This window comes from Enterobacter cloacae complex sp. GF14B (genome assembly GCF_004136805.1).
Classification (GTDB): Bacteria; Pseudomonadota; Gammaproteobacteria; order Enterobacterales; family Enterobacteriaceae; genus Enterobacter; species Enterobacter hormaechei_C.
Window position 1 is genome coordinate 21,052 of sequence record NZ_QFRV01000007.1, and the last position, 25,667, is coordinate 46,718.

General features: G+C 57.0%; 19 protein-coding genes. 8 read left to right on the forward strand and 11 right to left on the reverse strand.

Translation table 11 applies throughout. The annotated features are described in order from the left end of the window. Positions 1 to 18: 18 nt before the first annotated feature. Entirely contained in the window at positions 19 to 1,527 is a 1,509-nt protein-coding gene (glpD, locus tag DD606_RS03985; RefSeq protein ID WP_023314965.1) for a glycerol-3-phosphate dehydrogenase, read from the reverse strand. Positions 1,528 to 1,781: 254 nt separating this feature from the next. On the opposite strand from glpD, the gene glpE reads away from it, so the two are divergent. From glpE to DD606_RS04000, 3 genes are read left to right on the forward strand one after another with little or no spacing between them, the layout of a single operon-like run. Continuing rightward, on the forward strand, positions 1,782 to 2,114 hold the full coding sequence (gene glpE, locus DD606_RS03990; RefSeq protein ID WP_003861590.1) for a thiosulfate sulfurtransferase GlpE: 333 nt from the start codon (positions 1,782 to 1,784) through the stop codon (positions 2,112 to 2,114). A gap of 47 nt (positions 2,115 to 2,161) precedes the next feature. Then, a complete protein-coding gene (gene glpG, locus DD606_RS03995; RefSeq protein ID WP_003861592.1) occupies positions 2,162 to 2,992 on the forward strand; it encodes a rhomboid family intramembrane serine protease GlpG in 831 nt (276 codons plus the stop codon). A gap of 16 nt (positions 2,993 to 3,008) precedes the next feature. Then, on the forward strand, positions 3,009 to 3,767 hold the full coding sequence (locus DD606_RS04000; RefSeq protein WP_003861593.1) for a DeoR/GlpR family transcriptional regulator: 759 nt from the start codon (positions 3,009 to 3,011) through the stop codon (positions 3,765 to 3,767). A 62-nt stretch (positions 3,768 to 3,829) separates the two neighbouring features. On the opposite strand, the gene malT is transcribed toward DD606_RS04000, so the two are convergent. After that, the gene (gene malT, locus DD606_RS04005; protein WP_003861595.1) at positions 3,830 to 6,535 is read right to left on the reverse strand and encodes an HTH-type transcriptional regulator MalT; all 2,706 of its coding nucleotides are present in this window, start codon (positions 6,533 to 6,535) and stop codon (positions 3,830 to 3,832) included. Positions 6,536 to 7,107: 572 nt separating this feature from the next. Here malT and malP point away from each other — a divergent pair. Together malP and malQ are read left to right on the forward strand one after the other, a co-directional pair. Further along, a complete protein-coding gene (gene malP, locus DD606_RS04010) occupies positions 7,108 to 9,501 on the forward strand; it encodes a maltodextrin phosphorylase (RefSeq protein WP_050870187.1) in 2,394 nt (797 codons plus the stop codon). Positions 9,502 to 9,510: 9 nt separating this feature from the next. Beyond that, positions 9,511 to 11,592 carry a 4-alpha-glucanotransferase gene (gene malQ, locus DD606_RS04015; RefSeq protein WP_032660629.1) on the forward strand — a complete coding sequence of 694 codons (2,082 nt, stop codon included), beginning with the start codon at positions 9,511 to 9,513 and terminating at the stop codon, positions 11,590 to 11,592. 85 nt (positions 11,593 to 11,677) lie between these two features. Here malQ and gntT read toward each other — a convergent pair whose 3' ends face one another. The 3 genes from gntT to gntX form a co-directional block, all read right to left on the reverse strand. Next, complete coding sequence (gene gntT, locus DD606_RS04020) at positions 11,678 to 12,994, reverse strand: gluconate transporter (protein ID WP_003861600.1); 1,317 nt, start codon at positions 12,992 to 12,994, stop codon at positions 11,678 to 11,680. A 305-nt stretch (positions 12,995 to 13,299) separates the two neighbouring features. After that, positions 13,300 to 13,875 carry a Fe-S biogenesis protein NfuA gene (gene nfuA, locus DD606_RS04025; RefSeq protein ID WP_003861601.1) on the reverse strand — a complete coding sequence of 192 codons (576 nt, stop codon included), beginning with the start codon at positions 13,873 to 13,875 and terminating at the stop codon, positions 13,300 to 13,302. Between the two features lie 61 nt (positions 13,876 to 13,936). Continuing rightward, the gene (gene gntX / locus DD606_RS04030; RefSeq protein ID WP_003861603.1) at positions 13,937 to 14,617 is read right to left on the reverse strand and encodes a DNA utilization protein GntX; all 681 of its coding nucleotides are present in this window, start codon (positions 14,615 to 14,617) and stop codon (positions 13,937 to 13,939) included. Positions 14,618 to 14,653: 36 nt separating this feature from the next. Here gntX and bioH point away from each other — a divergent pair, with 36 nt between their 5' ends. Beyond that, positions 14,654 to 15,436 carry a pimeloyl-ACP methyl ester esterase BioH gene (gene bioH, locus DD606_RS04035; RefSeq protein ID WP_003861604.1) on the forward strand — a complete coding sequence of 261 codons (783 nt, stop codon included), beginning with the start codon at positions 14,654 to 14,656 and terminating at the stop codon, positions 15,434 to 15,436. On the opposite strand, the gene feoC is transcribed toward bioH, so the two are convergent. The 5 genes from feoC to greB all read right to left on the reverse strand — a co-directional run bounded on the left by feoC (position 15,411) and on the right by greB (position 21,445). Then, positions 15,411 to 15,647: a [Fe-S]-dependent transcriptional repressor FeoC gene (gene feoC, locus DD606_RS04040; RefSeq protein WP_017384148.1), complete on the reverse strand. Its 237-nt coding sequence runs from the start codon at positions 15,645 to 15,647 to the stop codon at positions 15,411 to 15,413. The two genes, bioH and feoC, sit on opposite strands and share 26 nt — an antisense overlap. Before the next feature lie 10 nt (positions 15,648 to 15,657). Continuing rightward, the gene (feoB, locus tag DD606_RS04045) at positions 15,658 to 17,976 is read right to left on the reverse strand and encodes a Fe(2+) transporter permease subunit FeoB (RefSeq protein ID WP_129258259.1); all 2,319 of its coding nucleotides are present in this window, start codon (positions 17,974 to 17,976) and stop codon (positions 15,658 to 15,660) included. 30 nt (positions 17,977 to 18,006) lie between these two features. After that, entirely contained in the window at positions 18,007 to 18,234 is a 228-nt protein-coding gene (gene feoA / locus DD606_RS04050; RefSeq protein ID WP_003861611.1) for a ferrous iron transporter A, read from the reverse strand. A gap of 319 nt (positions 18,235 to 18,553) precedes the next feature. Then, entirely contained in the window at positions 18,554 to 20,884 is a 2,331-nt protein-coding gene (locus DD606_RS04055) for a Tex family protein (protein WP_023314958.1), read from the reverse strand. A gap of 87 nt (positions 20,885 to 20,971) precedes the next feature. Then, positions 20,972 to 21,445 (reverse strand): transcription elongation factor GreB, encoded by a 474-nt coding sequence (gene greB, locus DD606_RS04060; protein ID WP_003861614.1) that lies wholly within the window; start codon positions 21,443 to 21,445, stop codon positions 20,972 to 20,974. A gap of 228 nt (positions 21,446 to 21,673) precedes the next feature. Between greB and ompR the strand changes: the two genes are divergently transcribed. Further along, positions 21,674 to 22,393 (forward strand): two-component system response regulator OmpR, encoded by a 720-nt coding sequence (gene ompR / locus DD606_RS04065; RefSeq protein WP_001157751.1) that lies wholly within the window; start codon positions 21,674 to 21,676, stop codon positions 22,391 to 22,393. Continuing rightward, positions 22,390 to 23,736: a two-component system sensor histidine kinase EnvZ gene (envZ, locus tag DD606_RS04070; protein ID WP_003861615.1), complete on the forward strand. Its 1,347-nt coding sequence runs from the start codon at positions 22,390 to 22,392 to the stop codon at positions 23,734 to 23,736. The genes ompR and envZ overlap by 4 nt, the downstream gene beginning before the upstream one ends. A 97-nt stretch (positions 23,737 to 23,833) precedes the next feature. Here the strand turns inward: envZ and pckA are convergent, their stop codons facing one another. Continuing rightward, the gene (gene pckA, locus DD606_RS04075) at positions 23,834 to 25,453 is read right to left on the reverse strand and encodes a phosphoenolpyruvate carboxykinase (ATP) (protein WP_003861616.1); all 1,620 of its coding nucleotides are present in this window, start codon (positions 25,451 to 25,453) and stop codon (positions 23,834 to 23,836) included. Positions 25,454 to 25,667 lie beyond the last annotated feature (214 nt).

A 25,667-nucleotide genomic window follows, 5' to 3' on the forward strand; every position in this document is an offset into this window, starting at 1 on the left:
CACCCGGCTTTTTTTCAATTACGACGCCAGCGATAATTCACGCTTTCCCGCATGTTGCGCCAGCCACTGCGCCACGCGAGACTGCTGCTCGGCATTCAGCCACATCCCTTCTTTAGTACGACGCCAGATGGCATCGTCCAGACGGCGCACCCACTCGTGTTCCACCAGGTAGCGCAGCTCGGCTTCGTATAGCTCATGGCCAAAATGCTCGCCCAGATCGGCAATCTCTTTCGCGTCGCCGAGGAACAGTTCGGTGTTGCTGCCGTAGGTGCGGGCGTAGTGGCGCGCCATGCCTTCGGTAATGAACGGGAAGCGGCGACGCAGCTTCGCGGCGTAATCGTCGCGGTTATCGCCGATATCGCCGCCAGGCAGCACGGCGCCTTTCGTCCACGCCGGGCCGATGCCTTTGTAATACGGCGCCAGTTTCTCCAGCGCGTGCTCCGCCAGTTTACGGTAGGTGGTGAGCTTACCGCCAAACACGGAGAGCAGAGGCGCCTGACCGTCAACGTCGTGAATATCAAGCGTATAGTCACGGGTGATGGCCTGCGGTGAGTCAGACTCGTCATCACACAGCGGACGCACGCCGGAGTAGGTCCAGACCACGTCATCGCGCGCCAGCTGTTTCTTAAAATGCGCGTTGTACACTTTCAACAGGTAGCTGACTTCACTCTCGTCGATCTCAACGTTTTTCGGATCGCCTTTGTACTCCACGTCGGTGGTGCCGATGATGGAGAACTCGTCCATCCACGGGATCACAAACACAATGCGCTTGTCTTCATTTTGCAGGATATAAGCCTGTTTCTGGGTATGCACGCGCGGCACCACGATGTGGCTGCCCTTAATCAGGCGGATGCCGTACGGTGAAGGCAGGTGCATGCCGTCGTCGAAGAACTGTTTCACCCACGGGCCGGTGGCATTCACCAGGCCGCGCGCTTTCCAGCTAAACTTCTCGCCGGTATCCACGTCTTCCGCTTCCACAATCCACAGGCCGTTTTCGCGGCGTGCGGCGGTGGCGCGGGTGCGGGTTTTCACCTCGCCGCCTTTCTTCTCGACCATCTGCGCGTTAGCCAGTACCAGACGCGCATCGTCCACCCAGCAGTCGGAATATTCGAAACCGCGCACGATTTCAGGCTTAAGGACCGATTCTGAGCCAAAACGCAAACCGGTTGAACCCGGCAGGCTGGTGCGTTTACCCAGATGATCGTACATAAACAGACCGATGCGGATCATCCACGCCGGACGCAGATGCGGGCGATGGGGCAGGCGGAAGCGCATCGGGATCGCCAGATGCGGGGCCATTTTCAGCAGCACTTCGCGTTCGGCCAGCGCTTCGCTGACCAGGCGGAATTCGTAGTGTTCCAGGTAGCGCAGGCCACCGTGGATCAGCTTGGAGCTGGCGGACGACGTCGCGCAGGCGAGATCGTTAGCTTCCAGCATCAGCACGGATAAACCGCGTCCTGCGGCATCAACCGCAATACCGGCACCGTTGATGCCACCGCCTATCACAATCAGATCTTTGGTTTCCATAACACCCTCATGCACTTTCGTTAAAGCTCAAAAATGTTCGATATCGCTCATAATAGCAAAGGAACGCGCTTTTGGTAACATCAAAAAAACAATTTAGAGTGATATGGATAACATAATGGCGTTTACCCGCCGCCAGGACGTACACTACGGGGTAAAATCGTGCGGTCTGATGCCCTCACCCCAGCCCTCTCCCTCCGGGAGAGGGTAGGGTGAGGGGAAAACCGCACCACACCTGAATATAAGATGAGAACACCATGGATCAGTTTGAATGTATTAACGTAGAAGAAGCCCACCAGAAGATGCACCAGGGAAAAGCGGTGCTGGTGGATATCCGCGATCCGCAGAGCTTTGCGATGGGCCACACGCCGGGCGCGTTCCATCTCACCAACGACACGCTGGGCGCGTTTATGCGCGATAACGACTTCGATACCCCGGTGATGGTGATGTGCTATCACGGCAACAGCAGTAAAGGCGCGGCGCAGTATCTGCTCCAGCAGGGTTACGAGGCGGTATACAGCGTCGATGGCGGCTTCGATGCCTGGCATCGTCATTTCCCGGCAGAAGTTGAATACGCGTTTGAGCGCTGATCCCGCTATACTGTCCCCTTTTGTGTGGAAATAAGCGACCGCTGCCCATGTTGATGATCACCTCTTTTAGCAACCCGCGCGTCGCCCAGGCGTTTGTCGACTATATGGCGACGCAGGGCATTATCCTGACTATTCAGCAGCATACACAGACGGATGTCTGGCTGGCAGACGAAAGCCAGGCTGGGCGCGTGAACGCCGAGCTGGCGCGTTTCCTGGAAAACCCGGGCGACCCGCGTTATCTGGCGGCAAGCTGGCAATCCGGCCAGACCGGCAGTGGCCTGCACTATCAACGTTTTCCGTTTCTCGCCACCCTCCGCGAGCGCGCAGGACCGTTTACGCTGCTTTTAATGGTAGCCTGCATCATCGTCTTCATTATTATGAGCGTGGTGGGTGACCAGAGCGTGATGATTGCCCTCGCATGGCCGTACGATCCCTCCCTGCAATTTGACGTCTGGCGCTACTTCACGCATGCGCTGATGCACTTCTCGGTGATGCATATCCTCTTTAACCTGCTGTGGTGGTGGTATCTCGGCGGGGCGGTGGAGAAGCGGCTCGGCAGCGGCAAGCTGATTGTGATCACCCTTATCAGCGCCCTGTTAAGCGGCTACGTGCAGCATAAATTCAGCGGTCCATGGTTCGGCGGGTTATCCGGCGTGGTGTACGCCCTGATGGGTTACGCCTGGCTCAGAGGCGAGCGCGACCCGGATAGCGGCATCTATTTACAACGTGGATTAATAACCTTTGCATTAATATGGCTTATTGCCGGATGGTTTGATCTGTTTGGTATGTCTATCGCCAATGGTGCGCACGTTACCGGCCTGGCGGTCGGGCTGGCGATGGCGCTGGCCGATACGCTCCATGCGCGAAAGCGAACATAATTCCCAGGGATATTTCATGAAACAAACACAACGTCATGACGCCATTATCGAACTGGTAAAAAAACAGGGATACGTCAGTACTGAAGAGCTGGTGGAGCAGTTTGCCGTTAGCCCGCAAACCATCCGTCGTGACCTCAACGACCTGGCCGATCAGAACCGTATTCTGCGTCACCACGGCGGCGCCGCGCTGCCGTCCAGCTCGGTGAACACCTCATGGCATGATCGTAAGGCGACGCAAACGGCAGAGAAAGAGCGTATCGCCCGTAAAGTGGCGAGCCAGATCCCGAACGGCGCGACGCTGTTTATTGATATCGGTACCACGCCGGAAGCGGTCGCCCATGCGCTGCTGAACCACGAGAACCTCCGCGTGGTGACCAACAACCTGAACGTGGCCAACACGTTGATGCAGAAAGACGATTTCCGCATCATCCTCGCGGGCGGCGAACTGCGCAGCCGCGACGGGGGCATTATCGGCGAAGCGACGCTCGATTTTATCTCTCAGTTTCGCCTCGATTTCGGCATTCTGGGGATCAGCGGCATCGACACCGACGGCTCGCTGCTGGAGTTTGATTACCACGAGGTGCGCACCAAGCGCGCGATCATTGAAAACTCACGTCATGTGATGCTGGTGGTGGATCACTCCAAGTTTGGTCGTAACGCGATGGTGAACATGGGCAGCATCAGCATGGTGGATGCGGTTTATACTGATGTGATGCCACCAGCGGGCGTGATGCAGGTGATTAAAGATAATAATTTGCAGTTAGAGTTATGTTGAGAAGCCATTCTCCCTCTCCCTGTGGGAGAGGGCCGGGGTGAGGGCATCAGACCGCAAAGGATTTACACTCCGTACCCCATCATCTTCAACAGCTGCTGCGCATGCTGCACCGCATCCTGACGGTGCGCCACGCCCAGCTTCTGATACAGATTGCGAATGTGCGTTTTGATGGTGGTCGCCGCCACCGCCAGCTCACCGGCAATCTGCTCGTTGCTGTAGCCGGAATAGATCAGCCCCAGCACCTGCCATTCACGCTGGGTGAGCGGGCTGGTACGGATAAGCTCCGGCACTTCCGGATGGTTCAGCAGACGTTCAACAAAGTTCTCATCGAAGTGCGCAAACTTGTGGCGATGATGCTGGTTAATCTCGCGCAGAATGCGCTGGGCGCGATGCTGATCGAGTTCCGGCAGCGTGTTGAGTTGAATCAGCTGGCGCAGCTGCTGGGCCATCACTTCACCCTCAATTACAAAGTGGCTGATAAACCCGGTGCGGTTCGCCAGCTGCAACGCTTCCAGCAGTACGCGCTGGGCATCGTTTTTACGTCCTGCCTGCCAGTAAAGCTGGTTTAACAGCAGCAGGTTGCGGTTTAAATCGCTCATCAGACGCAGGCTGCGGGCGTTTTCGTTTAACTCTTCCAGCACGATCTCGGCAGGCTCAAAGTCACCCAGCAGGATCTGCACGCGGGCAATATTGCGCCACTGGCTTTGCAGGAAGTGGTTATTGGCAAATTCCGGTTTAGGCGTGTGACGCAGCCAGTTGGCGGCGGACTTTTTATCGCCGGTCATCTGCCAGTAAATCACCCTGACCTTATCGGCGTTGGAGACCCAGTCGCTATGGTACTGTCCGTTGCCGAGCAGATTTTCCAGGCGGTTAAGGTGGTTACGGGCATTATCCAGGTCGCCGCGTGCCAGCGAGCACTGCACCAGCAGAGCCAGACACTGGAGCTGCTGCTGCGGCTGGAAGCTCGAAAGGACATTCAGACCCTGGCGGGCGCAGCTTTCTGCTTCATCCAGACGCGACCATGCCCACAGCAGCTGAGCGCGAATACGCAACAGGAACTCGTGCATCGGCAGCTGTTCCAGATGTTGTTCACGGATCAGCTGGAACGCTTTCTCCTGGTTTTCCCAGGCTGCTTGCAGAAACCCCTGAGCAAATAAAATCTCGCTTTGCTGGATCAGGCTCCACAGGGCGTAATGCCAGACATCGTGGCGGCGCGCCATCTGTTCGGTTTGCTGCATGAGTGAAAGCGAACGCGTGAGATCGCCCTTACAGTGCAGCACTTCGCCGTGTACCGAGGTGGCCACAATACGGCTGTAAAAATTCGCCAGCGGCAGCTCATCCAGCGCGACCATCGCCAGCCGTTCAGCTTCATCCGGGTCCCCGTCGTTAATCGCCACCTGTGCGCGCAGGGCGTTAAATTCGCCGTGCAGGGTGGTATCCATCTCGCTTTCCATCTCCTGCTCGGCGCGCGCCAGCAGGGTGTTCACTTCGCTGTAGCGATGCTGGCTCTGCATCAGCCAGGCCTGGAGCAGCACCAGACGCGGATTCTCCAGCAGGCTTTCCCACGGCAGCGCTTTTAACGACTCTTCCAGCAGCGTCAGTTCGCTGTGGTTGAACAGTCCCCACGCGTGGTTGAGCAGAATATCGCGCAGCATACCGGCATCCCCGGCGGCCAGCGCATGGTGGATAGCCTCGCTCGGGAAACCTTGCGCCATCCAGCTTTCGGCGGCGGCGCGGTGAATGTCAGGCAGCTCTGCGGCCAGCTCCCACTGGCAACGCTGGCGCAGGAAGCTGCCAAACAGCGGATGGTAGCTAAACCATTCGCCGTGATCGTCCATACGCGTCAGGAACAGACCCTGACGTTCAATCTCTTCGAGCTGGAGCTGCCCGTTTTCAATACCGGTGACGCGCACAATCAGCGCGTCGTTCATGGAGCGCAGCAGGGAGCTTTTCAGCAGGAAATGGCGGGTGGAGAGGTCAACGCTGTCGAGTACCTCATCCACCAGATAATCCGACAGGTGGCTGGCGTTGATGCCCGCCAGGCGGCGTGCGGACTGATGCGTCGGGCTGTTGTTTTGCCGCGCGGAGAGGGCAATCAGCTGCAGCGCCGTGGCCCAGCCGGCAACGTCATCGCACAGGCGGCTGCTTTCAGACGCCTCAATCGGAGACGTCAGACGGCAGTCAAAGAACTGCTTCGCTTCCTGATGGGTAAAGGCCAGCTGCTGACTGCCGATTTCCAGAAGCTGATCGCGCACCCGCAGGTTGGCAATGCCCAACTGCGGAAGGTTACGCGACAGGACAACCAGCGTCAGGTTTTCCGGCTGATGGCGCAGGAAGAAACGCATGGACTCGTGAATAACCGGGTTGGTGATCAGATGATAATCATCAATCACCACATACAGCGGGCGATGCCATTCGGCCAGCTCGATAAACAGCTGGGAGAAAAGAGAGGACAGGCTGGCGTACTGGCGCTTTTGCACCATCACCTCGCTGGTGACGCAGTGTCCGTTGGTCGCCTGCTGAATCGCGGCAATTAAATAGCTGGCAAAACGCTCCTGCTGGTTATCACCTTCATCCAGGGAGTACCAGCCAAGATCGCTTTTACCTGCCGCCCATTGCGAAATGAGCGTTGTTTTTCCATAACCCGCAGGACTCGTAACCAGCGCCAGTCGGAAATTATGCGCACCGGAAAGTTTAGCCAGCAGGCGCTCGCGGACCACAGTATGGTCAAGACGAACCGGGCGACTTAATTTGGACGGAATCAACATAGTTTTCACTTCACTGTGGGGAACGAGAGAATTTATTTTTTTTGCGCTTCGTAATTAATATCTATAAGTTCGGCCAATAGAGGAACTATTGCAAGTTATGTCTGGGTTTGGAGGCTCTGAATTTGCACTCTGTCACAAAACATTCTCATCACTGATGGAACTTTCCGTAAATGGCTGGATGCCGCGCTGCTTCTGGCTTGTCTGCATGACGCTCGGTTGCGCTGAAACTGGTTTCAGAAAGAGATAATGACGGTGAAGTTAATTAACTTTGGGGAAAGTTGCATGGGCTTAATAGTGGTGCTGAATAATCCCGACGCGCGGAAATATTATTCTACGTAAGTAATCATTTCAGCGATGATTAATTTCTTCCGAAACTGCATTTCATTTCTTTGACGTTCTTCCGGGATCGCTTTTTCCGCGAAGCGCACACTTACACAGTGGCCTCGATCACACTTTTATGCTCATCCCCGCTACTCCTCCCTGCCTAATCCCCGACAGGAGGAGGAAGAGGCGCAATGAGCCAGGCACACTAGCGCCAAATGTGTTTTCTCTCTACAGGATGCCGATTCCCTATGTCACAGCCTACTTTCAACAAAGCTCAATTTCAGGCTGCCCTGACGCGTCAGTGGCAGCGTTTTGGCCTTCATGCTGCAAACGAGATGACGCCTCACCAGTGGTGGCAGGCGGTGAGCGGGGCGCTCGCAGAACAGCTGGACGCTCAGCCTGTGGCGAAGCCTGTGAAAGGCCAGCGTCACGTCAACTACATTTCGATGGAGTTCCTGATTGGCCGTCTGACGGGTAACAATCTGCTGAACCTTGGCTGGTATCAGGAGGTCGGTGACGTGCTGAAAGAACACGACATCAACCTGACCGATCTGCTGGAAGAAGAGGTTGACCCGGCGCTGGGTAACGGCGGTCTGGGACGTCTGGCAGCCTGCTTCCTGGATTCCATGGCAACGGTGGGCCAGTCGGCGATTGGCTATGGCCTGAACTATCAGTACGGCCTGTTCCGTCAGTCATTTGCCGACGGCCATCAGATGGAAGCGCCGGACGACTGGCACCGCAATACCTATCCGTGGTTCCGCCACAACGCGCAGCTGGATGTGCAGGTCGGGATTGGCGGGAAAGTCACGAAGCAGGGACTCTGGGAACCGGCGTTCACCATTACCGGTGAAGCCTGGGACCTGCCGGTACTCGGCTACCGTAACGGCGTGGCGCAGCCGCTGCGTCTGTGGCAGGCGAAGCACGCGCATCCGTTTAACCTGACCAAATTCAACGACGGTGACTTCCTGCGCGCCGAGCAGCAGGGGATCGACGCCGAGAAGCTGACCAAAGTCCTCTATCCGAACGATAATCATCTGGCGGGTAAAAAGCTGCGTCTGATGCAGCAGTACTTCCAGTGCGCCTGCTCCGTGGCGGACATTCTGCGTCGACACCACCTGGCGGGCCGCAAGCTGGCTCAACTGCCGGACTTCGAAGTTATTCAGCTTAACGACACGCATCCGACCATTGCCATCCCGGAACTGCTGCGCGTGCTGATTGACGAGCATCAGCTGAGCTGGGACGACGCCTGGGCCATCACCAGCCGTACCTTTGCCTACACCAACCACACCCTGATGCCAGAAGCGCTTGAGTGCTGGGATGAGAAGCTGGTGAAAGCGCTGCTGCCGCGCCATATGCAGATCATCAATAAGATTAACGACCAGTTCAAAACGCTGGTGGAGAAAACCTGGCCGGGTGACAAAGCCGTCTGGGCGAAGCTGGCTGTGGTACACGACAAACAGGTGCGCATGGCGAACATGTGCGTGGTCAGCGGCTTTGCGGTGAACGGCGTGGCGGCGCTGCACTCGGATCTGGTGGTCAAAGATCTCTTCCCGGAATACCACCAGCTGTGGCCGACCAAATTCCATAACGTGACCAACGGCATCACGCCGCGTCGCTGGATCAAGCAGTGCAACCCGCTGCTGGCCGGCCTGCTGGACAAAACCCTGAAGAAAGAGTGGGCCAACGACCTGGACCAGCTCATCAACCTGGAAAAACAGGCCGACAACGCGAAGTTCCGCGAGCAGTACCGCGCCATTAAGCTGGAGAACAAGGTTCGTCTGGCTGAGTTCGTGAAAATGCGCACCGGGATTGAGATCAACCCGAATGCGATTTTCGATATTCAGATCAAGCGTCTGCACGAGTACAAACGTCAGCACCTGAACCTGCTGCACATTCTGGCGCTGTATAAAGAGATCCGCGAGAATCCACAGGCCGACCGCGTTCCGCGCGTGTTCCTGTTCGGTGCGAAAGCGGCGCCGGGCTACTACCTGGCGAAAAACATTATCCTCGCCATTAATAAAGTGGCGGCGGCGATCAACAACGATCCGAAAGTGGGCGATAAGCTGAAGGTGGTGTTCCTGCCGGACTACTGCGTTTCTGCGGCTGAAATGCTGATCCCGGCGGCGGATATTTCCGAGCAGATCTCTACCGCCGGTAAAGAAGCGTCCGGTACCGGCAACATGAAGCTGGCCCTGAACGGTGCGCTGACCGTCGGCACGCTGGACGGTGCGAACGTCGAAATTGCCGAGAAGGTCGGCGAAGAGAACATCTTTATCTTCGGCCATACTGTTGAAGAAGTGAAAGCCATCAAAGCCAAAGGGTACGACCCGGTGAAATGGCGTAAAAAAGACAAAGTGCTGGATGCGGTGCTCAAAGAGCTGGAAAGCGGGAAGTACAGCGACGGCGACAAGCACGCGTTTGACCAGATGCTGCACAGCATGGACAAACAGGGCGGCGACCCGTACCTGGTGATGGCTGACTTCTCGGCTTATGTTGAAGCGCAGAAGCAGGTCGACGTGCTGTATCGCGACCAGGATGCCTGGACCCGCGCGTGTATCCTGAACACCGCGCGCTGCGGTATGTTCAGCTCTGACCGCTCAATCCGTGATTATCAGGCTCGTATCTGGCAGGCAAAACGCTAAGGAAGCGCGATGGAGAGTAAACGTCTGGACAGTGCCGCGCAGGCGGCGGGAATTAGCCTCAGTTACATCAATGCGCACGGCAAACCGCAGTCTATTGGTGCGGACACCAAAAGACGTTTGCTGGATGCCATGCACAAAACCGACGCGAAAGCGTCGGGTGCGCCGGTGCCGAACGTGAAGGTCTTTACCGCGGGCAAAAAGATGCCGCTGGCGGTGGAAGGGCGCGGCGAGTTCAGCTGGCTGCTCACCACCGAAGAGGGGCATCAGCACAAAGGCCATGCCACAGGCGGCAAAACCCTTAACCTTCCGGCGAAGCTGCCGGAGGGCTACCACACGCTTACGCTTACCCGGGACGACCAGCGTTTTCACTGTCGGGTGATCGTGGCGCCAAAGCGTTGCTATGAGCCGCAGGCGCTGCTTGAAGGCAAAAAGCTGTGGGGCGCCTGCGTGCAGCTCTATACCCTGCGTTCGGACAGCAACTGGGGCATTGGCGATTTTGGCGACCTGAAAAAGATGCTGGCATCCGTGGGCGAGCGCGGCGGCGCGTTCATCGGCCTCAACCCGATCCACGCCCTCTATCCGGCCAACCCGGAAAGCGCCAGCCCGTACAGCCCGTCTTCCCGCCGCTGGCTGAACGTGATCTACATCGACGTTAACGCGTTAGACGATTTCAAAAACAGCAAAGAGGCGCAGGCGTGGTGGAAGCTTGAGACCACCCAACAGATGCTGAAACAGGCCCGCGATGCGGACTGGGTCGATTATGCCTCCGTGACCGCGCTGAAAATGGCGGCGCTGCGTCTGGCATGGAAGGGCTTTGCGAAGCGTGACGACGAGCAGATGGCAGCCTTCCGCCAGTTTGTGATGCAGGAAGGCGAGAGCCTTTACTGGCAGGCAGCGTTTGATGCGCTGCATGCGTATCAGGTCCAGGAGGATGAGATGCGCTGGGGCTGGCCGGTGTGGCCGGAAGCGTATCAGTCCGTGGATACCCCGGAAGTGAAGGCGTTCTGTGAGACGCATGCCGACGAGGTGGATTTCTATCTCTGGTTGCAGTGGCTGGCGTACAGCCAGTTTGCCGCCTGCTGGCAGGTGAGCCAGGGCTATAACATGCCGATCGGGCTGTATCGCGATCTGGCCGTCGGCGTGGCGGAAGGCGGGGCGGAAACCTGGTGTGACCGCGAGCTTTACTGCCTGAATGCTTCGGTGGGTGCGCCGCCGGATATTCTGGGCCCGCTTGGTCAGAACTGGGGCTTACCGCCAATGGATCCGCACGTGATGGCGGCGCGTGCCTACGAGCCGTTTATCGACCTGCTGCGCGCTAACATGCAGAACTGCGGCGCGTTGCGTATCGACCACGTGATGTCCGTGCTGCGCCTGTGGTGGATCCCGTACGGTGAAACGGCTGACCACGGGGCGTACGTGCAATATCCGGTGGACGATTTGCTCTCAATCCTCGCGCTGGAGAGTAAACGTCATCAGTGCATGGTGATTGGCGAAGATCTCGGAACCGTGCCGGTGGAAATTGTCAGTAAGCTCCGCGACAGCGGCGTCTACTCCTACAAAGTGCTGTATTTTGAAAACGACCATGAGAAAACCTTCCGCGCGCCGAAAGCGTACCCTGAACAGTCAATGGCAGTCGCGACGACGCATGATCTTCCTACGCTCAGAGGCTACTGGGAAAGCGGCGACCTGACGCTCGGCAAAACGTTAGGTCTCTACCCGGATGAAGAGGTTCTGCGCGGGCTATATCAGGATCGCGAGCTGGCGAAGCAGGGGCTGCTGGACGCGCTGCATAAACATGGCTGTCTGCCGAAGCGCGCCGGGCATAAGGCGTCGCTGATGTCGATGACGCCAACGCTTAATCGTGGCTTACAGCGCTATATTGCCGACAGCAACAGCGCATTGCTCGGTCTGCAACCGGAAGACTGGATTGATATGGCGGAGCCGGTAAACATCCCCGGCACCAGCTATCAATACAAAAACTGGCGACGCAAACTGTCCACAACGCTTGAAGCGATGTTCGCCGATGACGGGGTGAACAGGTTGATTAAGGATTTGGACAAGCGCAGAAGAGCGGTGGGTAATAAGCGGTAGTTTCACCCTCACCCTAACCCTCTCCCAGAGGGAGAGGGAATAGAATGTAGGCCGGGTAAGCGTCAGCGCTACCCGGCTTTTTACATCAAACCACCATATTCAACAGCAGCACTCCGACCAGACCGCACACCGAAATAATGGTTTCCAGCGCGGACCAGGACTTGATGGTTTCACCGATGGTCAGGTTGAAGTACTCCTTGAACAGCCAGAAGCCCGGATCGTTCACGTGGGAGAAAATCACGCTGCCCGAACCGACCGCGATAACCATCAGTTCAGGGCTGACGCCCGTCGTGGCAATCAGCGGTGCCACGATGCCGCCTGCGGTAATCGCCGCAACGGTCGCAGAGCCCAGCGCAATACGCAGAACGGCGGCGATAGACCACGCCATCAGCAGCGGAGAGACGTTGGTTTCGTGCATCATGGCAGCGATGTATTTATCCACGCCGCTGTCGACCAGCACCTGCTTGAACGCGCCGCCGCCGCCGATGATCAGCAGCATCATGGCGATGATTTTGATGGAAGAGGTCAGCGTATCGTTGATCTGATCCATGGAGCGACCGCGGTTAAGACCGAAGGTAAACATCGCAATCAATACCGCAATCAGCGTTGCCATTACCGGGTCGCCCAGGAACTCCGCAACGGACAGGAACGCGTGACCTTTCGGCAGAACCATCTCTGCTATGGCACGCATCGCCATCAGGATCACCGGTACCAGTGAGGTCCAGACGCTGACGCCAAAGCCTGGCATCTCTTCTTCAGTAAAGGTTTTGGCGCTGTACAGCCCTTCCGGGATAGGCTTATCGATGCCTTTCAGGAAGCGCGCATACACCGGGCCTGCCAGAATCACCGTCGGGATCGCCAGAATCGTACCGAACAGCAGGGTTTTACCCATATCGGCGTGGAAGATGGTGGCGATAGCCGTTGGACCCGGGTGCGGCGGCAGGAAACCGTGGGTGACGGACAGCGCCGCAGCCATCGGCACGCCCACGAACAGCAGTGGGATGTTGGCGGCAGCGGCGATGGTGAACACCAGCGGCAGCATCAGAACGAAGCCCACTTCATAGAACAGTGCGAAACCGACGGTAAAACCGGTTAACACCACCGCCCACTGGATGTGCTGCTTGCCAAATTTATCGATAAGGGTAGTGGCAATACGCTGCGCGCCACCGCAGTCCGCGAGCATTTTACCGAGCATGGCGCCGAAGCCCATGATCAGCGCCAGGCTGCCGAGCGTACCGCCGACACCGGCTTTAATGGAGCTGATAACTTTAACCAGCGGCATTCCCTGCATCAGACCGACTGCAAGTGCCACCAGAACCAGAGCGATAAATCCGTTCATTTTGAAGCGGATCATCAAGAGCAGTAATAACACAACACCGATAGCGACGATGACTAATGGCATGATTGACCTGGCCTTTGAATTGTTATGGGTAACGTCATTGTTTCAACGACAAATTCCGGTTGTCCCAACTGGGAACAGAGTGTTAACGGCACTCATACTGATGCCTGCGAAAACGTTAAGTTTAGTCGGCTGTTATAAGGGTGTTGAGTGCCCACGAGAATGATACGGGTAACATGATGTGATTGAGAATCACCCAGGGAGGCAAAATTTGAATTATGAGACGCAGGTCAACATATAGAGGGGGAGGCAAGAAAATGTAGGCCCGGTAAGCGCAGCGCCACCGGGCAATACAGACGGGCACTGAATCAGTAGTAGGAGTGCTCGCCGCGCTGGTGCTCTGTCAGATCGCGCACGCCTTTCAGTTCCGGGAATTCGTTCAGCAGCTGCTTCTCGATCCCTTCTTTCAGAGTGACATCGACCATGGAGCAGCCGTTACAGCCGCCGCCGAATTGCAGGATTGCCAGACCATCTTCGGTGATTTCCATCAGGGAAACACGCCCCCCGTGGCCGGCCAGCTGCGGGTTGATCTGCGATTGCAGCAGATATTCCACACGCTCCATCAGCGGGGCATCGTCAGAGACTTTACGCATTTTCGCGTTCGGTGCCTTCAGCGTCAGCTGAGAACCCAGCTGGTCGGTGACGAAATCAATCTCCGCATCTTCAAGATACGGCGCGCTCAGCTCATCAACGTACGCGGTGAGCTGTTCAAATTTAAGGGCAGTGTCAGTTGCTTCCACTGCATCCGGAGGACAATAAGAGACACCACATTCTGCATTCGGAGTGCCTGGATTGATCACAAACACGCGGATCTGCGTCCCTTCTTCCTGATTTGCCAGCAGTTTGGCAAAGTGCGCTTGTGCAGAATCGGAAATACGGATCATAGCTTTGGCCTAATAGTTGACTAAATTACCTGGGTATAATCATACGCCCATTGAAGAAGGGCTACAAGGTACGGCACAGACACCATACCTGAACTGACGCGGCGCCGCTTTGCAAAAGCAGTCGGGAAAGTTCAGCCACGGTACTGCCCGTGGTGACGACATCATCCACAATCGCGATATGGAGGCCGTTGACCGGCAATTCAAGGCGAAAGGCGTTTTTCAGGTTCCTTTTGCGCGACCGGGCGTTGAGCCGGTGCTGAACGGCAGTGGCATGAGTACGTTTCAGTGCAGAGGCGGGGTACCGGCAACCCAGCCAGTGGGCGAGCGGACGACACAGCAGGTCGCTTTGATTGTATCCCCGCCGCCAGTGGCGGCGCTGAAACAGTGGGACGTTCACAAGCGTGTCGACCGGCGGCAGTCCTCGCGTTCTTCGCGCCTGCAATACCGCCAGTAATAACAGGCGTGCCAGCGGCTGCGCCAGCGCGATCTGGCTGGAAAATTTGAACTGATGAACCAGACGACTCAGCGGCAATACATAATCATCCACCGCCACCAGCGCGCTCCACGGCGGCGCTTTTTTCAGGCATCGGCCGCAGGGAAGCGTCTGGCTGACGGCAGGCAAGCCGCATTGCGGACAGCCCTTCAGGTAACCCAGCGCTCGCGTGCAAACGGAACAGACGCCCCACGCGCTCATCGCAAGTGGCATTCGGCATAGCCAGCACAAGCCGGGCACTGTTAGCATACGCAACCTCCATGTGAAAAAAGAGAACGTTAACTGATGAAGACGCTGTGGTGGCAGACCGTTGGGACGGGAAATTGTCATCTTGTGCTGCTGCACGGATGGGGACTGAACGCCGAAGTGTGGCGTTGCATAAGTGAGGAACTGGCCTCGCAATTCACGGTACACCTGGTGGATCTACCGGGCTATGGCCGTAGCCACGGCTATGGCGCGATGACGCTTGACGACATGGCGGAGCAGGTTCTGGAAGCGGCGCCGCAAAAAGCCGTCTGGCTCGGCTGGAGCCTGGGCGGGCTGGTGGTAAGCCAGATTGCGCTGCGCCATCCTGAGCGGGTCCAGGCGCTGATCACCGTTGCCTCATCACCCTGTTTCAGCGCCCGCGAGGCGTGGCCGGGCATTAAACCCGAGGTGCTGGCCGGGTTCCAGCATCAGCTGAGCGAAGACTTCCAGCGGACGGTGGAGCGTTTTCTGGCGCTACAAACCATGGGAACAGAAACCGCCCGTCAGGACGCACGGACGTTGAAGCAGACGGTGCTTTCTCTGCCGATGCCGGAGGTTGAGGTGCTGAACGGTGGACTGGAGATCCTGAAAACGGCCGATCTGCGCGAGCCGCTGGCGTCGTTAACGGTGCCGCATCTGCGTATTTATGGCTATCTGGATGGACTGGTTCCGCGCAAGGTGGTTCCGCTGCTGGATGCGCTGTGGCCGGAGAGTAAATCAATGGTGGTTGCCAAAGCGGCACATGCGCCGTTCATCTCTCATCCTGCTGAGTTTTGTTCGGCGCTGTCCGGTTTTATCAGCGAAGCGTCCACCACTCCCTGAGACAGGCTTTGCCTTCAGGACAACTCTTACAACTGCCGGACAGACAACCGTCCGGCTCTTCCTGAATGCGCACGGCTTTCCCCATCGCCTCCAGCCTTTCCAGCATGGCATCGATCATCGGCTGCGGCGTATGCAGGCTGAGGCTGAGCTGCTTCGCCTCCATTCGTCCCTGTAACGCCAGTAAGTCACGAACCTGAATCAACGATGCCATCTTTTTCCCCTCAGTGACAGTCGCCTGCTGGGCTGTTACAGCAGGTCGTTGGGGTTTTGCGCGTTGCCAGCAGGTTAACGTCAACGCGGCTACGCGCCCGGCGCAGCAGGCCAATCACCATTACGTTAAACAGGATCACCGCGAGGATACAGACCAGGCTGTAGCGCGGATGCTGGCTGTAATTGACGGCCTGATAAAACACGGTCGCCAGCGAGTAGGCAATGTTCAGCCCCCACAGAATGGAGAAGCCCATCCAGCCGCGGCTGGACTCACGGGCAATGGCGCCCATGACCGAGATGCACGGAATATAGAGCAGGACGAAGATCAGGTAGCTGTAGGCCGCCGACGCGCTGCCAAATTTCTGGCCCATCACGCCCATTGCTCCGGTCGCCATTTCGCCGTCGCCTTTGCTGGCTTCAATCGGGTTCGCCAGTACGCTCAGGCTGAAGGTGTCTTTCAGGCTCTGCCAGGTCTCTTCCACCGCGCCAAGCAGTTCATCGCCGAGGTTGAACGCTGCCGGGTTGAACTCCTCTTCCTGGATGTTTTCCGCGGTGTAAAGCGTGTTCAGGGTGCCGACAACCACCTCTTTTGCCATCGCGCCGGTGAACAGGCCCACGGTTGCCTGCCAGTTGTCTTCCTGAACGCCAATCGGTTTGAAGACCGGCGTAATGATCCGGCTGACGGAGGCCAGGGCAGAGTCATTAATGTTGTCCGCGGCCTGGCCGCTCAGGGTGAAGCTGTTCAGGGCGCTCAGGAAAATGCTGACCACCACAATCACCTTACCGGCGCGCAGAACGAAGCCCTTCAGGCGCTGCCATGTCTGAATAATCAGGCTTTTCAGATGCGGAACGTGATAAACCGGCAGTTCCATCACGAACGGCGACGCTTCGCCACGCATGATGGTGTGCTTCAGCATCAGGCCGGTGAGAATAGCCATCACGATACCCAGCACATACAGGGAGAAGACGGCCAGCGCCCCTTCCTGACCAAAGAACGCCGCGGCAAAGACCGCGAAGATCGCCAGACGCGCGCCGCAGGACATGAACGGCGCCATCATGATGGTCATCAGGCGTTCGCGCGGGGCATCCAGCGTACGCGCGCCCATGACTGACGGCACGTTGCAGCCAAAACCGACAATCAGCGGCACGAACGATTTGCCCGGCAGCCCCAGCGCCTGCATCAGGCGGTCCATTACGAAGGCCGCGCGCGCCATGTAGCCGGAATCCTCAAGGAAGGAGAGGAACAGGTACATCATGCCGATCTGCGGCACCAGCGGCAGGACGGTGTTGATCCCGCCGCCGATCCCCTGCGCAAGGAAGATGGTCAACCATTCCGGGAAGTGGAGGGTGTAGCCCAGCCACTGAATACCGTGCACGAAGATAGCGACAGAGCCGCCATCAAAGATAGGTTGTAATGCACCGCCGATGTTAATGGCGAGCAGGAACATCACGTACATCACCAGTAAAAAGATCGGCAAACCTAGGAAGCGGTTGAGCACAATCTTATCTACGGCGGCGGTGAAGCGGCTGGGTTCAGCGGTTAATGCATTGCTGACCACGTCACAGATAGCGGCGATGGCCTGATAGCGCGCATCCGCAATATGCAGAGCGGGATCGTCCAGCTCGTCGCTCAGGCGAGCCTGCGCGACGCCCAGCTTATCCGCCGCATCGCCTGCGTAGGCGCGGCTGTAGATATCGCCTTCCAGCATTTGCAGGCCAAGCCACAGACGTTGTCTGGCGGGCATGCTGTTGTCCATCTCCTGCGCCAGTTGCCCGGCTTCGCGCAGCAGGGGTTGGGCGTAGTGCACCAGTTCGACGTCGGCATTGCCCGTGTGGCGGTCAATCGCCAGCTTCAGGGCGTCAATGCCGCGTGCGCGGGTAGAAACCAGCGGAACCACCGGGCAGCCCAGACGGGCGGAGAGGGCGTCGACGTCGATGCGCAGCTTTTGCTTCTCGGCGATGTCGAGCATGTTAAGCGCCACGATGCAGGGAATACCCAGCTCCAGCAGTTGTAACGTGAGATACAAATTTCGTTCGAGATTGGAGGCATCCACCACATTGATGAGCAGATCCGCGTCGCCGCTCAGAATATAGTGGCAGGCAATTTGCTCATCGAGTGAGGTCTGGGATGAAATCGTGGTGAGTGAATAGGTCCCCGGTAAATCAACCAGCGTGACCTGATTATCTGTTGTAGAGAACTGGCCCTCTTTGCGTTCCACCGTCACGCCTGCCCAATTTCCCACACGCTGGCGTGCGCCGGTTAACTGATTAAATAAGGTTGTCTTGCCGGAATTAGGATTGCCAATTAAGCCAATAGTTAATTTTTTCATTGTAATAGACTCACTGAAACCGCTGGCTTGTTAACGGGATAAAGATTCAACTTCAATTAATGCGAGGTCTTTTTTACGCAGAACCAGATTAACGCGTCGGGTTTCGATATGAACAGGATCGCCCAACGGCGCAACGCGCACCACCTGGAACGATGAGCCGGGTAGCATGCCCAGGGACAGCAGCTTCTGCCGATAGGCCGGGCTTATCTCACGGGTAAAACCGATAATTTTCCACGCACTGTCTGGAGTGAATTGCATAGCGCCTGATTCCACGAGAGGTTAAATAATCTACACTGCGATGATAATGAGAATAGTTTTTATCAGCAATAATAAAAATGTGACGGGATGTTGTTAATCGTATTAATTTGCGGTCTGCTTGACCTTGCTCAATATTTGCGAAATTGAGGTGAAAATAAAAAGAAGGCTATTTGTTAATGAGGTGATAATTCGTGGTTTAAATATGGATACAACTTATTTATTTTAATTCCCTGCGGCCTGCTTGCCGGGCGGCACTGCGTTTGCCCGGCCTACAAAACCGTAGGCCCGGTAAGCGTCGCGCCACCGGGCATTTACAGTATTAGCGTTTCTTACCCATCGCCGCTGCCAGCGCATCCATCATCGCGCTGTTGCCTGCTGGCTGTGCGTCACGTCCGCGTGGCTTCGCGGCTTTCGCTGCCGGACGCTGCTGTTCACGGCCACCGCCATTACCGCCACGGCGCGCGTTAGTGTCGCCCGGCTGCTCGTCCAGACGCATGGTCAGGGCAATACGCTTGCGCTGGAGATCCACTTCCAGCACTTTCACCTTCACGATGTCGCCCGCTTTGACCACGGTGTGCGGATCTTCAACGAACTTGTCGGCGAGGGAAGAGATATGCACCAGACCGTCCTGATGCACGCCAATATCCACAAACGCGCCAAAGTTGGTGACGTTGGTTACCGCCCCCTCCAGCACCATGCCCGGCAGCAGGTCGTTCATGGTTTCCACGCCGTCAGCAAAGGTCGCGGTTTTAAACTCAGGACGCGGATCGCGGCCCGGTTTTTCCAGCTCTTTGATGATGTCAGTGACCGTCGGCACACCGAACTGTTCGTCGGTGAAATCCACCGCTTTCAGGTTACGCAGCGCGCTGCTGTCGCCCATCAGGTCTTTAAGCGCCTGCTGAGTCGCGGCCAGGATGCGCTCAACAACAGGGTACGCTTCCGGGTGAACGGTAGAGGCATCCAGCGGGTTATCGCCGTGGTTGATGCGCAGGAAACCCGCGCACTGCTCAAATGCTTTCGGCCCCAGACGGCTCACCTTCAGCAGCTGCTGGCGGTTCTGGAACTGACCGTTCTCATCACGCCAGGCGACGATATTCTGTGCCATCATACGGGTCAGGCCCGCCACGCGGGTCAGCAGGGGAACGGAAGCGGTGTTCAGGTCCACGCCGACGGCGTTAACACAGTCTTCCACTACCGCATCCAGCTTGCGCGCCAGCTGCGTCTGGCTCACGTCGTGCTGATACTGGCCCACACCGATGGATTTCGGGTCGATCTTCACCAGCTCCGCCAGCGGATCCTGCAAACGACGGGCGATAGAGACCGCGCCGCGCAGGGAAACGTCCAGATCCGGGAACTCCTGCGCTGCCAGCTCAGAGGCGGAGTAGACTGATGCCCCCGCTTCGCTGACGATCACTTTCTGCGCTGTCACTTTCGGGAACTGCTTCTGCACGTCGAGATAGAAACGTTCGGTTTCGCGGGACGCCGTACCGTTACCGATGGCAACCAGCTCAACGTTGTACTTCTCGCACAGCGCGGCGACGACGACAGCCGCTTTCGCTGCCTGACCGGTGTGCGGGTAAATGGTGTCGGTGGCAACCAGCTTGCCGGTGCCGTCAACCACGGCCACCTTCACGCCGGTACGCAGACCCGGATCGAGACCCATGGTGGCGCGCAGGCCAGCTGGCGCAGCCATCAGCAGGTCGTGCAGGTTACGGGCGAAGACGTTGATCGCTTCGTCTTCGGCGCGCTCGCGCACGGTGCCCATCAGCTCGGTTTCGAGGTGCATCAGCACCTTAATGCGCCAGGTCCAGCTCACCACGCCTTTGCGCCAGCTGTCCGCCGGTGCGTTGTTCAGGCGCAGGCCCAGATGATCCATAATGATCTGCTCGCAGTGGCTCTCTTTTGGCGGCTCGTCAAACTGCGGATCGGCATTCAGGGAGAGTTGCAGCACGCCTTCGTTACGGCCGCGGAACATCGCCAGCGCGCGGTGAGACGGCGCGGTAGAAATGGGTTCGTGGTGATCGAAATAGTCGCGGAATTTCGCGCCTTCTTCCTCTTTGCCGGACACCACGGTGGAGACGATATGCGCGTTCTTCCACAGGTAATCACGCACTTTGGCCAGCAGCGCCGCGTCTTCGGCGAAGCGCTCCATCAGAATATAGCGAGCACCGTCCAGCGCGGCTTTGGTGTCTGCTACGCCTTTATCGGCGTCGATAAACTTGGCGGCTTCGGTTTCCGGATCGTGAGACGGCTCGTTCCACAGCAGATCGGCCAGTGGCTCAAGGCCGGCTTCGATCGCAATCTGCCCGCGCGTGCGGCGCTTCGGTTTGTACGGCAGATAGAGGTCTTCGAGTTCGGTTTTACTCAGGGTACCGTTAATGGCTTTTTCCAGGTCACTGGTCAGCTTGCCCTGCTCGCCGATAGATTTGAGGATCGCCTGACGTCGGTCTTCCAGCTCGCGCAGATAGCCCAGACGGGTCTCAAGGTTTCGCAGCTGCGTGTCATCCAGACCGCCGGTGACTTCCTTACGATAACGTGCAATAAACGGCACGGTGTTCCCTTCATCAAGCAGGCGAACGGCAGCTTCTACCTGTTCGGCTCTGGCCTGAAGTTCACCCGCAATAATGCGGCAGAGCGACTCTTTCATCATGGTCAGTTCATCTTGTGGATCGAAAATCAGGGGGATAGTTATACGGGCTGACACCAAAAAATGCCAGCCGGGGAGGGCGCTCTCGGACTATTTAACATACACGATTTCGTTGACGTACCAGCTTGCTTCACCTGCGGGCGTCTGGACAACGGCTAAATCGCCCACCTCTTTTTTCAGCAGGGCGCGGGCCATGGGTGAATCGATAGAAATGTAATCCTTACGACCGAAAATTTCATCATAGCCGACGATACGAAAACGCAGGGTATCGCCGTTGTCGTTTTCAATTTCGACCCACGCGCCGAAGAACACTTTACCTTCCTGCTGCGGGGAGTAATCGACAATTTTGAGATTCTCGAGACACTTCGTCAGGTAGCGTACCCGGCGATCGATTTCGCGCAGTCGCTTTTTATTGTACTGATAGTCCGCATTCTCGCTGCGGTCGCCCAGACTTGCGGCCCAGGTGACTTTTTTGGTCACTTCCGGACGCTCTTCGCGCCACAGGTAATCCATCTCTTTTTTGAGTTTCTCGTACCCTTCGCGGGTGATCAGAGGCGTTTTCATGGTGCAGCCTTTAATGCCGGTTAACTGTCTTTGCGCACAATACGTAGCGCACAGTGTAACAGACAAGATTAATAATGATTTATGTGATGAAATGAACAGATAAGCTGCTGTTAAATATGCTTTGTAACAATTTCGTCTAGAATTTATACCAGAATTTGCTGGTCGAACCCGTGCACTTTTTTAGAATACGCTGTTCCAGGCTTATCCGAACCTTTGGGAGTACACACAATGCAAGAGAACTACAAAATTCTGGTCGTAGATGACGACATGCGCCTGCGTGCGCTGCTGGAACGTTATCTGACCGAGCAGGGCTTCCAGGTTCGTAGCGTCGCGAACGCGGAACAGATGGATCGTCTGCTGACGCGTGAATCTTTCCACCTGATGGTGTTGGACCTGATGCTGCCTGGCGAAGACGGGCTCTCTATTTGCCGCCGTCTGCGCAGCCAGAGCAACCCGATGCCGATCATCATGGTGACGGCGAAGGGTGAAGAAGTCGACCGTATTGTCGGCCTTGAGATTGGCGCTGATGACTACATTCCAAAGCCGTTTAACCCGCGTGAACTGCTGGCGCGTATTCGCGCCGTGCTGCGTCGTCAGGCGAACGAACTGCCGGGCGCGCCATCTCAGGAAGAGGCCGTCATTGCATTCGGTAAGTTCAAGCTGAACCTCGGCACCCGTGAGATGTTCCGTGAAGATGAGCCAATGCCGCTCACCAGCGGTGAGTTCGCGGTGCTGAAAGCGCTGGTCAGCCACCCGCGTGAGCCGCTCTCCCGTGACAAGCTGATGAACCTGGCGCGTGGTCGTGAATACTCCGCGATGGAGCGTTCTATCGACGTGCAAATCTCTCGTCTGCGTCGTATGGTGGAAGAAGATCCGGCGCATCCTCGTTATATTCAGACCGTTTGGGGTCTGGGCTACGTGTTTGTCCCGGACGGCTCTAAAGCATGAGGCGAATGCGCTTCTCGCCGCGAAGTTCGTTTGCCCGCACGCTGTTATTGATCGTCACCCTGCTGTTTGTCAGTCTGGTGACGACCTACCTGGTGGTGCTGAACTTTGCAATCCTGCCGAGCCTCCAGCAGTTTAATAAGGTGCTGGCATACGAAGTGCGTATGCTGATGACCGACAAACTGCAACTGGAGGACGGCACGCAGTTGGTTGTTCCCCCGGCGTTCCGTCGGGAAATCTACCGTGAGCTGGGCATTTCTCTCTACTCGAACGAAGCGGCGGAAGATGCCGGCCTGCGCTGGGCGCAGCACTATGAATTCCTCAGCCAGCAGATGGCGCAGCAGCTTGGCGGCCCGACGGAAGTGCGCGTTGAGGTCAATAAAAGCTCGCCGGTTGTCTGGCTGAAAACCTGGCTGTCACCCAACATCTGGGTGCGTGTTCCGCTCACCGAGATTCATCAGGGCGACTTCTCACCGCTGTTCCGATACACCCTGGCGATCATGCTGCTGGCCATCGGCGGCGCATGGCTGTTTATTCGTATCCAGAACCGACCGCTGGTCGACCTGGAGCATGCGGCATTACAGGTCGGTAAAGGTATTATCCCACCGCCGCTGCGCGAGTATGGCGCATCGGAAGTGCGCTCGGTAACGCGTGCGTTTAACCACATGGCGGCAGGCGTTAAACAGCTGGCGGACGACCGTACGCTGCTGATGGCGGGGGTCAGCCATGACCTTCGCACGCCCCTGACGCGTATCCGGCTGGCGACGGAGATGATGGGCGAGCAGGATGGCTATCTTGCAGAGTCCATCAACAAGGATATCGAAGAGTGTAACGCCATCATCGAGCAGTTTATCGACTACCTGCGCACCGGGCAGGAGATGCCGATGGAGATGGCGGATCTGAATGCGGTTCTGGGCGAAGTGGTTGCTGCCGAAAGCGGCTACGAACGTGAAATTGCGACCGACCTTCAGGCAGGTGAGATTCAGGTACGTATGCACCCGCTCTCCATTAAACGCGCGGTGGCGAATATGGTGGTCAACGCGGCGCGCTACGGCAACGGCTGGATCAAAGTCAGCAGCGGTACGGAACTCAACCGCGCCTGGTTCCAGGTGGAAGACGATGGCCCGGGCATCAAGCCTGAGCAGCGTAAGCACCTGTTCCAGCCATTTGTGCGCGGCGACAGCGCGCGCAGCACCAGCGGAACCGGCTTAGGCCTGGCGATTGTGCAGCGTATTGTGGATAACCATAACGGACTGCTGGAAATTGGCACCAGCGAGCGGGGTGGTTTGAGCATTCGTGCGTGGTTACCGGTGCCGGTTTTACGGGGTCAGGTGAAAGAGAGTTAAAAAAGGGTGGGGCCTGATGCCCTCACCCCGGCCCTCTCCCACGGGGAGAGGGAAAAAACATTAAAAAAGGCAACTTTCGTTGCCTTTTTGCTTTTACCTACAGCTTCGGTCCAGCACTCACCAGCGCAGCACCCGCCGGGGTGTCGGTATACTTCTCGAAGTTTTCGATAAACAGTTTCGCCAGCGATTCAGCCTTCTCACGCCACTGTTCCGGTGAACCGTAGGTGTTACGCGGATCCAGGATACGCGTATCCACGCCCGGCAGCGCTGTTGGGATCGCCAGATCGAACATCGGCAGCGTAAAGGTCTCGGCGTTATCCAGCGAACCATCCAGAATCGCGTCGATGATGGCGCGTGTATCTTTGATGGAGATACGTTTGCCCGTACCGTTCCAGCCGGTGTTTACCAGGTATGCCTGGGCGCCGGATGCCTGCATGCGTTTCACCAGCACTTCCGCGTACTGCGTTGGGTGCAGCGACAGGAACGCCGCGCCGAAGCAGGCGGAGAAGGTTGGGGTTGGCTCGGTCACACCGCGCTCGGTACCCGCCAGTTTAGCGGTAAAGCCGGAGAGGAAATGGTACTGCGTCTGGCTGGCGGTCAGGCGGGAAACCGGTGGCAGCACGCCGAATGCATCTGCGGTCAGGAAAATCACCTTCGTGGCGTGACCCGCCTTCGATACCGGCTTGACGATGTTCTCGATGTGGTAGATCGGGTAAGAGACGCGGGTGTTTTCGGTTTTAGACGCATCGTCGAAGTCGATAGAGCCATCGGCACGCACGGTGACGTTTTCCAGCAGCGCATCGCGGCGAATCGCGTGGTAGATATCCGGCTCTGCCTCTTCCGACAGGCGAATGGTCTTCGCGTAGCAGCCGCCTTCAAAGTTAAACACGCCGTCATCATCCCAGCCATGTTCATCGTCGCCAATCAGACGACGTTTTGGATCGGTGGACAGCGTTGTTTTACCGGTGCCGGAAAGGCCGAAGAACACTGCTACATCGCCTTTTTCCCCGACGTTCGCCGAGCAGTGCATGGAGGCGATACCGCGCAACGGCAGCAGGTAGTTCATGACCGAGAACATCCCTTTCTTCATTTCGCCGCCGTACCAGGTACCGCCGATCAGCTGGATACGCTCGGTCAGGTTGAAGGCGATAAAGTTTTCGGAGTTCAGACCCTGCTCTTTCCACTGCGGGTTGGTGCATTTCGCGCCGTTCATCACGATAAAGTCAGGGGTGAAGTCTTGCAGTTCTTCATCGGTTGGACGAATGAACATGTTCTTCACAAAATGCGCCTGCCAGGCCACTTCGGTGATAAATCGTACGGAGAGACGGGTGTCGGCGTTAGCGCCGCAGAACGCATCAATAATAAACAGACGCTTGCCGGAAAGCTGATGGGTGACAAGTCCTTTCAGATGCTGCCAGGTTTCCGGGGAGAGCGGTTTGTTATCGTTCTTACCTTTGCCCTTATCAGCCCACCACAGCGTATCGCGGGTGGTGTCGTCTCGGACGATATACTTATCTTTCGGCGAACGACCGGTAAAAATACCCGTATCGACGGCGATAGCACCCAGGTTCGTCAACACACCACGCTCGTATCCTTCCAGTGCCGGATTGAGCTCTTCCTGATACAGCGTATCGTAATCGGGGTTGTAGACCACTTCCTGGACGTCGTGAATACCATAAGCCTTGAGATCTTGCGGGGTTAAACCATTAACACGCATATCACTGCTCCTTAGCCAATATGTACTGCCTGAAATTGTAGGGTTTTTCTGGGGATGTTAACCGCGACGGGGCTCATAGATTTACGTATCTGGTCAAAACCCTTACTAACGGAAAACGCTGCGACTCCAGTCACAGGGCGGGCAGATTATCGCAGGAATCGCTTTTTGGATGGGGAAAATGTTCTTAAAAGGTTAATCTCTGGTGAATTTATCC